At 65.2% G+C, this 11426-nt stretch carries 9 protein-coding genes; 6 read left to right on the top strand and 3 right to left on the bottom strand.

Going from position 1 to position 11426, the window contains the following annotated elements:
* Positions 1-731: DUF222 domain-containing protein (locus QM624_RS04750; protein ID WP_415089260.1), on the bottom strand; the 731-nt coding region annotated here is incomplete at its 3' end.
* A gap of 724 nt (positions 732-1455) precedes the next feature.
* Positions 1456-3201: a DEAD/DEAH box helicase gene (locus tag QM624_RS04755; protein WP_415089262.1), complete on the bottom strand. Its 1746-nt coding sequence runs from the start codon at positions 3199-3201 to the stop codon at positions 1456-1458.
* A 278-nt stretch (positions 3202-3479) separates the two neighbouring features.
* On the opposite strand from QM624_RS04755, the gene QM624_RS04760 reads away from it, so the two are divergent.
* The 5 genes from QM624_RS04760 to QM624_RS04780 all read left to right on the top strand — a co-directional run bounded on the left by QM624_RS04760 (position 3480) and on the right by QM624_RS04780 (position 9829).
* A complete protein-coding gene (locus QM624_RS04760) occupies positions 3480-4448 on the top strand; it encodes a glycoside hydrolase family 6 protein (protein ID WP_415089264.1) in 969 nt (322 codons plus the stop codon).
* Between the two features lie 188 nt (positions 4449-4636).
* Positions 4637-6499, top strand: coding sequence for a translational GTPase TypA (typA, locus tag QM624_RS04765; RefSeq protein ID WP_415089266.1), 1863 nt, complete (start codon positions 4637-4639; stop codon positions 6497-6499).
* 1270 nt (positions 6500-7769) lie between these two features.
* Complete coding sequence (locus tag QM624_RS04770) at positions 7770-8636, top strand: hypothetical protein (protein ID WP_415089268.1); 867 nt, start codon at positions 7770-7772, stop codon at positions 8634-8636.
* 529 nt (positions 8637-9165) lie between these two features.
* Entirely contained in the window at positions 9166-9411 is a 246-nt protein-coding gene (locus tag QM624_RS04775; RefSeq protein ID WP_415089270.1) for a CopG family transcriptional regulator, read from the top strand.
* Complete coding sequence (locus QM624_RS04780; RefSeq protein WP_415089272.1) at positions 9401-9829, top strand: TA system VapC family ribonuclease toxin; 429 nt, start codon at positions 9401-9403, stop codon at positions 9827-9829. Before QM624_RS04775 ends, QM624_RS04780 begins: the two co-directional genes overlap by 11 nt.
* Here the strand turns inward: QM624_RS04780 and QM624_RS04785 are convergent.
* A complete protein-coding gene (locus QM624_RS04785) occupies positions 9810-10583 on the bottom strand; it encodes an SDR family oxidoreductase (protein ID WP_415089275.1) in 774 nt (257 codons plus the stop codon). The genes QM624_RS04780 and QM624_RS04785 overlap by 20 nt on opposite strands.
* A 44-nt stretch (positions 10584-10627) precedes the next feature.
* Here QM624_RS04785 and QM624_RS04790 point away from each other — a divergent pair.
* The coding region (locus tag QM624_RS04790) for an arginine deiminase family protein (protein WP_415089278.1) at positions 10628-11426 on the top strand (799 nt) is incomplete at its 3' end.

Consider the following 11426-nt stretch of genomic DNA (forward strand, 5'->3'; position numbering starts at 1 on the left):
ACACCCGAATCGCGTAGTTCTAGGGCGGTGCGGTGCATCTGCTGGGCGAGTGCTTCGATCTGTGCCTTGATGAGTGCTGCATCGGCGGTGGGGAGGGAGCCTTTGATGGTGGTGGAGCCGTGCCCGTCGTCGGCAAAGTTGAGATGCCGGGCCTGCTGTGCGTCCCGTAGTTCGCGTTCCTGGCGTTTCGCTTCGGCTTCTTCAGCGACCTCGGGTGCGACAACCTCCAACAGGTGCCGGGAGAGACCGGCAAGTTCGTGGCTGTTGAACTCCTCGCAATGGCCGACCATCGTCGCCTGGGCTTTCGCTTCGGCTTCGACTCCCAGGTCGGTGGGGAGTTTCTTCAGCACCTGGGTGACGGCTTGTGCTTGCCGATCGTTCGCGACACCGTCGCGCAACGCGTCACCGATCTGGGAGAACCGGTGCAGATCATGGGCGTGGTGCAGCATCGCTGAAGCTTGGCCCCGGGTGTAGCGCAACTCTGACGCCAACCAGCTGACGGTCGGGACACCATGAGCCGTCATCGCAGACTCCGCACGATCGACAGTGGCGAGCACGGTGTGCACCACACCGGACAACCGCGACTGCACGGTGAGCAGGTCAGCGACCAGGTCGAGTTGTTTCCGATCGGTCAGTAGCGCCACGTCGTTGTAGTCGAGGTCGTCGAGCAGGCCGGCCACCACGGTGGCGAAATCCGCCACCGCCGTCCCCAGCTCTACATCGATACTCATACCGTCGACCCTAAACGTCGCCACTGACAAAAACCGTTCACCAGCCGGTTAGGGATAAATCCCGTAGCCAAGGCAGTGATGCGATTCATGAAGACCACAGTAGAGGCCGGGTCTGACACTTTCTGGCCACGGCGGTGCAACTCGACGCCATTTCTGAAACTGACAACACCAGGGTGGTTTCTGACAACACTGTGACAACACCTTTACGTCGAGATCTGCTTGCGGAAATCACTACCGGAGGGGGTCTCGACAAGCTCGACCAACGGAGGCATCGGGTCGTCGGATGGTCAGATCGTGCAGAAATCTCGGTATGTCGATGTGGAGATCGCTCACTGATTTCGGGAAACCTTCCGGATTTCGGGTTGCAACACGAAATCGGCACATGTTTCCCGCCACCGGTCACCGATGTCGAGATCGCTACCGCGCCGTCGCTCGACCGCGGTCGAGGTGATGCGCCGTCGCTCGACCGGCTGCCGCGGTGCAGTGCCGTCCGGCCGACGGAGATCCCGGCGTCCGCCGGGATGACGAAAGGCATCCGCCGGGTGACGCGTCGCCCCATAGCTACCGCGCACCGAAGGCGACCTGACTTCTTGCGTCGCGACCACGCCACGCAACGCCGACGAACTCCAGCAGCTGCCCGGCGATCTACGACTCAATGTCGAGGGCCGAACTCCTGCTCAGTTGGCCTCCGACATCGTCGCCGCCTTCGAGTGGTAGACGGTGCTTATGTCCGCCAGCGGCGGATCATCGCGATCCGCTCTTCGACCTGTTCGGTGGTGGCGCGGGCCAGTGGTGGACCGCCGCACTGGCGGCGCAGTTCGGCGTGGACGTGGCTGTGCGGCCGTCCGGTCGCTCGGGCGTACTGCGCGACGAGAGTGTTGAGTTCTTTGCGGCGCGCCTCGAGGGCCCGGTGCAGGGACACCTCGGTCGGCACCTTGGCCCGCTTGTCCGCCCGGTCGTGCCGATTCACCTGACGACGCTGCCGCTCACGCAGCAGATGACTGATCTGATCGGCCTCCAACAGACCGGGCAGGCCCAGATATTCAGCCTCATCGTCGGAGGTCGGGACGGCGTGCATGCCGAACTGCTGGGACTCGAACAGCACGTGATCGAAGGTCGCCTCCGAAGTGAGTGCCTCGAAGCTGCCTTCCAGCTCATCGGCAGCATTCTCGGTGCGATTCGCCGCCGCGAGTTCGGCGTCCGTCTCGTCCCAGAGTTCCTTGGCCGCCGGAGCACCCAGGACGTGGTCGCGCTGCCGCTCCAACGTCGACGCGTGCGCCAGGATGATCGGCACCGTCGGCAGGAACACCGTGGCCAACTCACCCCGCCTCCGAGCCCGGACGAAACGTCCGACCGCCTGGGCGAAGAACAGCGGCGTCGAGGTCGCGGTCGCGTACACACCCACGGCCAGCCGCGGCACGTCGACACCCTCCGAGACCATCCGGACCGCCACCATCCAGCGGTCCTCACTCTCGGCGAAGGCTTCGATCCGCTTACTCGATCCGGGGTCGTCGGAGAGCACCACCGTCGGCTTCTCACCGGTCAGCGATTCCAGCACCTTGGCGTAGGCGCGGGCCTGGGTCTGGTTGGTGGCGATCACCAGGCCACCGGCGTCGCCGACGTGACGACGCACCTCGGTGAGCCGTCGGTCGGCAGCCGCCAGCACCGCCGAGATCCACTCGCCTTTGGGGTCGAGCGCGGTGCGCCAGGCCTGCGCGGTGACGTCCTTGGTGAGCAGCTCACCCAGGTTGACGGCGAGCGTCTCGCCCGACTTGGTGCGCCAGCGCATCGGGCCGCCGTAGTTCATGAACACCACCGGCCGGACGACATGGTCGCGCAGCGCTTCGGCGTAGCCGTAGGTGTAGTCGGCGCGGGAGATCCGGGTACCGCCGGGCTGCTCGTCGTAGGCGACGAACGGGATCGGGTTGGCGTCACTGCGGAACGGTGTTCCGGTCAGCGCCAAACGCCGCTTGGCAAGCCGGAACGCCTCGGCCACCGCTTCACCCCAGGACAGCGAGTCACCCGCGTGATGCACCTCGTCGAGGATCACCAGGGTGTCGTCACGCGCCACCATCGCCTCATAGCTGAGCATGCCGGCGGCAACACCTGCATACGTGACTGCCACCCCGTCGAACTGCTTCGACCGGCCCTTGCGGCGTCCGGCAAGACCCGGATCGAGTTGGATGCCGACCTTCGCCGCGGCGTCCGCCCACTGCACCTTCAGGTGCTCGGTCGGGGCGACCACGATGATCTTCTTGACGGTCCGCTCGTGCAGCAGCTCGGACGCCACCCGCAGCGCGAAGGTCGTCTTGCCGGCTCCCGGGGTCGCGACGGCGAGGAAGTCGGTGGGTGCGGCGTCCAGGTAGTGCTGCAGCGCCTCGGCCTGCCAGGCCCGCAGCTTCGCCGACGTCCCCCAGGGCGCCCGTTGCGGGAACGCCGGAGAGAGCCGTTCGATCGCGGAATGACTCATCGGCGGGCTCGCGCGCTGGGGTCGGGCAGGCACATAGGTAGGCGACCTTAGTCGCCGGGGGTCGGAGGGACGCAAGCCGACAGGCGGTGCTCCCGGGCACACGGGTTCGACACAGATCCCGGCCCAGGCCAGCTCTGAACGCACATCTTGACGTACCCAAGGCGACAACAGAGCGCCGCTCTCGGACCAGTCCCGCCCGCGGGCCGTCGAGTCGGCCATGCTGTGGCCATGGAGATGTCCCATGCACCCGCAGTCGGCCGGGCAGAGGTGCCGTGAGAGTGGCACGAATCGCGGGCCTGCTGGCTGGCGCGCTGATGCTGACCGCCTGCAGTCAGGCCTCCACGCCGGCGCCACGCAATCCGCTGTTCCAGCAGCGCCTCTGGGTCGATCCTCAGTCCCCTGTCGCTCAGGCTGCCGATGCGCTCCGCGCGTCCGGACGCCAGGCGGACGCCGACGCACTGGCGCCGATCACTGCGCAACCGGTCGCGACCTGGTTGACCCATGACGACCCGGTTCCGCTCGCTAAACGTGTCCTCGACGAGGCCGAGGTGGCGGACGCGGTTCCCGTCCTCGTCCTCTATCACCGGCCCCAGCGCGACTGCGGCAACTATTCCGCCGGCGGCTCCGCGGACGCGGACGCCTACGCGCAATGGGTTGCGACCGTGGCCGACACGATCGGATCGCGGCGCGCCGTCGTCATCCTCGAACCGGACGCCGTGCCGCAACTACTCAGCGCCAGCTGCGCCGGGGCCGAGGACACCTACGCGATGCTCGCCACCGCGATCGAACGCTTATCGGCCAACGAGCAGACCCTGATCTACCTCGACGCCGGCCACCCCGGCTGGATCGCCGACACCGATCAGCTGGCACAAGCATTGCGCCGCAGCGGAATCGAGAAGGCCGACGGCTTCAGCCTCAACGTCTCGAACTTCGCCTCCGACGCTGCCAACCAGGAATACGGCGATCGACTGTCGGCGGCATTGGGCGGCGTCCAGTACGTGATCGACACATCCCGCAACGGCAACGGGACGCCCTCGGCACCGGACGGCCAGGGCGACTCGTGGTGCAATCCGCCCGGCGCCGCGCTGGGCTCCGATCCGCAGATCGGACCCGAACACGCCTACGCGATCGCCCGGCTGTGGATCAAAGTGCCCGGCGAATCGGACGGCAACTGCCGTCCGGGCGAGCCGCAGGCCGGCGAATTCTGGTTCGACTACGCGCTGCGGTTGATCCAGCAACGGCAGTAGGAAACGCCGATTGACGCAACCTCCGTGGGTTGAGCTTGTCGAAACCCATTCCGGGGTCGCCACAAGCTCGACCATCGGCGGACCGGTCTCGACAAGCTGACCGACGATGACCAGCGCAGCCCCCGATGGCCGAAGCAGGCCGGCGTAGACCGTAGAATCATCAGGTTGCCCTACCGAAAGGCCCCTGTATGCCTGTGCGCGCCGACCTGCGCAACGTCGCGATCATCGCCCACGTCGACCACGGAAAGACCACCTTGGTGGACGCGATGCTGTGGCAGTCCGGCGCCTTCCGCGCCAACCAGGACGTCGAGAAACGCGTCATGGACTCGATGGATCTGGAGCGGGAGAAGGGGATCACCATCCTCGCCAAGAACACCGCCGTCGACCATGTCCTGGCCGACGGGTCCACGGTGACCATCAACATCATCGACACCCCCGGCCACGCCGACTTCGGCGGTGAGGTCGAGCGCGGCCTCGAGATGGTGGACGGCGTCGTGCTGCTGGTGGACGCCTCCGAGGGTCCGCTGCCGCAGACCCGGTTCGTGCTGCGCAAGGCGCTGGCCAAGCATCTGCCGATCGTCGTGGTGATCAACAAGGTCGACCGCGCCGACGCCCGGATCAGCGAAGTCACCGACGAGGTCTACGAACTCTTCCTCGACCTGCTCGAGGACGACGAGGCGGACAAGCTCGACTTCCCGGTCGTCTACTGCGCCGCCAAGGCCGGACGCGCCTCGCTCAACCAGCCCGCCGACGGCGGCATGCCCGACTCGGAGAACCTGGAACCGCTGTTCCAGGTGATCATGGATTCGATCCCGGCGCCGGTCTACACCGAGGGCGCGGCGCTGCAGGCGCACGTCACGAACCTGGACGCCTCCCCGTACCTGGGCCGGCTGGCGCTGTGCCGGGTGGTCAACGGCACGCTGCGCCGCGGCCAGAACGTGGCCTGGTGCCGGACCGACGGCAGCGTGCAGACGGTGAAGCTGTCCGAATTGCTGATGACCCACGCGCTGGAGCGGCAGCCCGCCGAAGAGGCCGGGCCGGGCGACATCGTGGCGATCGCCGGCATTCCCGACATCATGATCGGCGAGACCCTCTCCGATCCGGACGATCCGAAGCCGCTGCCGCTGATCCACGTCGACGAGCCGTCCATCTCGATGACGATCGGCATCAACACCTCGCCGCTGGCCGGCAAGTCCGGCACCAAGCTGACCGCCCGCCTGCTCAAGGCCCGGCTGGACGCCGAACTGATCGGCAACGTGTCGATCCGGGTGCTGCCGACCGAGCGTCCGGACACCTGGGAGGTCCAGGGCCGCGGTGAACTGCAGCTGGCCGTGCTGGTCGAGATGATGCGCCGCGAGGGCTTCGAACTGACCGTCGGCAAGCCGCAGGTGCTGACCCGGGTGGTGGACGGCAAGGTGCACGAGCCGTTCGAGCGGCTGACCGTGGACATTCCCGAGGAGCACGTCGGCACCGTCGCCCAGCTGATGGGCACCCGGCGCTCCCGGATGGAGCAGATGATCAACCACGGCACCGGCTGGGTGCGGATGGAGTACGCCATCCCGGCTCGTGGCCTGATCGGCTTCCGCACCGAGTTCCTCACCCAGACCCGCGGCACCGGCATCATGCACCACGTCTTCGAGGGCTACGAGCCGTGGGCCGGCGAGATCGTCACCCGGTCAACCGGCTCGCTGGTCGCCGACCGGACCGGCGCGGTCACCTCCTACGCCCTGTTCAACCTGCAGGAGCGTGGCGTGCTGTTCGTGGCGCCGTCCGACGAGGTCTACCAGGGCATGATCGTCGGCGAGAACCCGCGCAACGAGGACATGGACGTCAACCCCACCAAGGAGAAGAAGCTCACCAACGTGCGCTCCTCCACCGGTGAAGAGTTGGAGCGGCTGATCCCGCCGCGGCTGCATTCGCTGGAGCAGGCGCTGGAGTTCTGCCGCGGCGACGAATGCCTCGAGGTGACGCCGTCCCACGTCAGGCTACGCAAGGTCATCCTGGACGCCAACGAGCGGGCCAAGGCCCGGAACCGGGCCAAGAAGAGCTAAGTTCAGAATCCTCTCCGGGGCGAGACACCAGACCCCAGAGGCCACTACGCTAGTCGCCGGGAGGAGAATTGAAAAGGAAAGCAATCAAAGCAGGTATCACGACCTTTGTTGCTGGATTCGGAGCAATGAACCTCTTTGCTGCGATCGAGCCTCCGACCGGCGAAAGAGGACTCTACTCATACTGGTCCGCCACCCTAGGCGACGCGATCGCACTACCTGCACTAGCTGCGGGGTTAACCCAATTAGCTCTCACTCTGCAGATCTCGCACCGGCCTCCTAAATGGATCGGGTTAGCAGGTTCCGCCGTCGGCGCTTGCCTCGGCCTGGCCACACAGATTGCATGGCTTTCAGATCCCGACCCAGACCCCAACTGGACGCTTCCGGCACCACATACTTTCACCGCGGCGGGCTACTACCATGCCGCTTTTACAATCGCGCTATCCAGTTATCTGGCCGCACAACTAACGAGGGTTGCCTGGCTCTTCCGAAAGTACCGTCGACAAAGCTCGCATCTCGATCCGGAAAGTGCACGGGCAGCACTGATCAGCGGCATCGCTGTAGTCACGTTCGCCGCGCTTGCGCTCATTGACAATATCGGAAATCGCGATCATTCAGCGAGCGCGGCAACTTTAGCCACACTGTCATTCGTAGCTATTTCGATAGCAGGCGCTTCGCTATGGGCTGCGTCCAGAGGGACACCAGAGCCATGACGATCGCTCTTGTCTGTTTGTTGATGTGCGGCGGTCTTACCCTACCCGCTTACATCCTCCAGCGGTCACCCTGGGGTCATGACGGAACACTTGCGCACCTATGGCCCCTTCTGGGTCTCTCGCCAGCACTCCCGGCGCTGGCCTGCACCACCGGAAGTCTGCGCTGGATTGCCATCAGCGCGCTTGGCTACTACGTCCTCCTAGTCTTCTGGTGGCTCAATTTCGACACCATCTTCCGAGGCCTAATACACAGCACGAGACACCGTCTCACACATGGGTCATTCACCGGGCTGTGTTCAGCTCTTCTCTATCCCATAATAGTAGGATTCCTAGCATTTCCTGAGGCCGCCGGTCCAACTCAAGCGGGATGGATCTCAGCGTTCTATCTTCTTCCTGCGGCTGCATGGATCGTCGCCAGCTACTCATCGGTTCTTAAAGCTAGAAGCATCCTCGTAGGCCACAGCGCAGAACATGGTCGACGGGCGATCGATCGTGCCTTCGGCGTGCTATACGCTTCCTACATCGGGCAGGGATCTGCGGCCCTAATAGGACTCTCCTCGATGCTCTTCAGCCCGAAGGGATCGTTCGAGCCGAATGCGATCGCGGCCTGGCCAACATTCTTGTGTTACATCATTGCAGCTGGCGTTATCTGCTTTGCCGCATCAATTCCAATCTGGCGACAACGACTGGCTGTCATCTCGACCGGATTTGCATTGGCAGGTAGCGCCACACTCTGGGCGACCCTGCCACAAATCGCTGATGGGACCGCCGTTCCGGTTGCAGTTCTAGCAGCACTAGGTCTGGCGGATTCACTTTACTGGAATGGCTATCGACTTCACGGCCGTCAACTTACCGTACTACCCGCGATATCAATTGGGTTCCTATGGGCGACATCAGCACTGGGTCTGTCATGGGTACTTAACACGAGCGTAGTTTCGGCTTCGACAATCAACAGGGATAGTTTCACCGCTCTCGTCACCTTGCTCCTGCTCGGATGGTTCTATCATATCGCGACGGCTTGGGTCATTGTCGGCGATGGAACCGCTGCCCTCGGGGAGGCGAACTGGCGCGTACGTACACAAAATGGGCCAAGATTCAATCTTCTGCACGATTCCCTGTTCATCGCACCCTGCATGTCCCTGGGAGCAACCCCATTGATTTGGCAAGCGCTTGGAAGACCTGGCGGAATCGAGACGCTCATGTCCCTCACTGGAGCCACGATCCTAGGTGTTGGCATCGTTATCAAGTTTGGCGTTCTGAATGGTTTTGCCCACATGAGAGAGCCACCCATTGGCCAGCAAGCCCCTCACAACATTGGACTGCGCATGATTGCACAGTGGAGCATTTTGGGACTTCTTCTCGCCGCAGGTTGGATCGGACCCTTCTTAGCCGAAGCCAGTCAATTCCTATCGGAGACTTTCCGCTAGTCTCAGCTGAGCAGCGACGTGCCTGCCGGCAGGATGTGGCGCATCGCCCACCAGCGCCAGATCGCAAAGCCGGATTTCCTTTCAACCTAAGACCTATGCGTACGTCAGTATCCCCCACACCTAATTCTCCATGCCTGGGTCACACATCAATCTCATGGACTCGCCCAAACTCTAAATTTGCATGGCGTCCAATCCGCAGTCCCCGTCCCACGCACTCACATGGAGCCGACGCTCGCGGAACCCCGGCCATCGTCCGACCATGCGCGGAGAGCCGGGTCCGGAACGCTTCCTCCCTTGCGTTCCGACCCGGCTCGATCCTTCTCACCATGTCGGGCAGTCCCCCGACCGATCTCGCGTCCCCCCGAATCGCGACTCCGGTCCTGCCCGGTGTGGTGGCTCAACCCCCCAATACGAGGAACTCTGCCCGAGCGACCTCAACGTTTCGTAAACGCGACCTCGAGCTCCGGCCAAGGTTCATATTGCCATCATGATGCCCGCTCCGGCGCATCATGATGCGTATGCTTTCGCCATGCGTACAACTGTCAATCTCGACGACGACGTGGCGGCGGCGGTCACCCGGTTGCAGCGCGAGCGTGGCCTGGGCTTCTCCGCGGCCGTCAATGAACTCGCTCGTGGCGGCATCGCAACTCACCGGGTCGACTTCCGCTACATCCACCCCTCCTACGACCTCGGCCTACAGGTCGACTTGACGAGCGTGGCGGACACGCTCGAGTTGCTCGACGATCTGGATCGGGCCGACGGTCATGCTTCTTGACGCCAACGTCCTGCTCTACTCGATCGACCGCTCCAGTAGGCAGCACCCCGCATGCGCCGCCTGGCTGTCGGACGCGTTCTCAGGCCCTCGGCGGGTCGGGCTGCCTTGGCAGACCATCGGCACCTTCCTCCGGATCTCCACCCATCCCCGGGTGTTCACCAGGCCGCTACGACCCAATCAGGCCTGGGAAATCGTCGAACAATGGTTGGACGCCCCCAACAGCTGGATTCCGGATACCTCGGACGCGACCGCACGCATTCTCGGCGGGATGATCCGTGATCTCGATCTGCGCGGCAATCTGATCACGGACGCTCAACTGGCCGCGCTGGCGATCGAGCACGGGGTCGCTGTGGTCTCGGCCGATACCGATTTCGCTCGCTTCCCCGGTCTGCGCTGGGTCAACCCGCTGGCCGGCTGAGGCCCTCCGTCTCGACCCATTCCTCGACCGTGGTCGGGTCGAGTTCGGCGTCCGGACCGGGCAGCAGGCTGCCGTCGGTGAAACCCGGCAGGCCGGGGACCGGCACCACCGCAACCCGGGCTCGGACACCGCGGGCGCGCCACACCCGGCGCGCCAGGTCGGCGACGCTCATCGGTTCGGGACCAGCCAGCTCGACTCTGGTCGAGCCGGGGCTCTCCAGCGCGGCCCGAGCCAGTCGGGCGGCGACCGCGCCATCGGCGACCGGCTGCATGCGCATCGCCGGGGCGAGGCCGATCCGACCCCAGCCGCCCAGGCGAAGCGCGACGTAGACCTGGTCGGCGAACCCGTACCACTGGGTCGACCGGACCACCGTCACCGGAACCGGTCCGGTCGCCAGTGCCCGCTCCTGGGCCAGCTTGCCCTGGTAGTAGCCCATCCGGGCCAGCCCGGGCCGGTCGATACCGACGATCGACACCACCACCAGCTGTCCTACGCCGGCCCTGGTGGCCGCCCGGCTCAACGCCTTGGCCGACGCCTCGAAGGTCGCACGCCGGTGATCGGCGGCGTCCGAACAGTCGATGACGGCCTCCATACCCTCCAGAGAACGGGTCAGGTCGTCCGATTCGGAGCGGGTCAGATCGAAGCCGGTGCGCCGGGACAGCGGCACCGCCGTGGCACCGGCCGCGCTCAGCGCCCGCACCACTCGGGCACCCATCCGACCGGAACCACCGACCACCGCAATGCGTTGCCTCATGGCCTCATCGTGACACTCGGCCAGGAACCCTTAAGGTTTGGCCCATGGCTGAACAATTCCCGCACGGCGTACGCTCCGAAGTCGGACGGCTGCGCACCGTCATGCTGCACCGACCCGGCAACGAGTTGCGCCGGCTGACCCCCCGCAACAACGACGCTCTGCTCTTCGACGGGCTGCCCTGGGTCGATCGGGCGCAGGAGGAGCATGACGCGTTCGCCGACGCGCTGCGCAGCCGGGGCGTGGAGGTGCTCTACCTCAGCCAACTGCTGATCGAGACCCTCGCCGACGCGGACGCGCGCGAGGCGGCCATCGCCCACACCATGACCGACCTGCGGCTGGGTGACACGCTGCGGCACTACCTGACCGATCTGCTGCACGACAAGGGCCCGGAGGATCTGGCCGAGATCCTGATGGCCGGCCTACGCAACGACGAGGTGTCCGGCACCGGCAGCCTGGTGGCCGCGCTGCACGCCTCCGACGAGTTCCTGATCGACCCGCTGCCCAACCTGCTGTTCACCCGTGACTCCAGCGTCTGGGTCGGCGATCGGGTCACCATCACCTCGCTGGCGATGCCGGCCCGGGTGCGCGAGACCCAGCTCACCGAGCTGATCTACCAGTTCCACCCGCGGTTCGCCGGCACCGAGCGGATCCACGGCTGGGACAAGGAGTTCCTCGAGGGCGGCGACGTGCTGGCGCTGGCCGAGGGCGTGCTGGCGGTCGGCGTCGGGGAACGCACCCGTCCGGCCGGCGCCGAGCGGCTGGCCCGGACGGCCTTCGCCCACGGCCTGGCGCACACCGTGCTGGCCGTGCCGATCGACCAGGACCGGGCCACCATGCACCTGG

The sequence above is a fragment of the Micropruina sp. genome (assembly GCF_047606365.1).
GTDB lineage: Bacteria > Actinomycetota > Actinomycetes > Propionibacteriales > Propionibacteriaceae > Micropruina.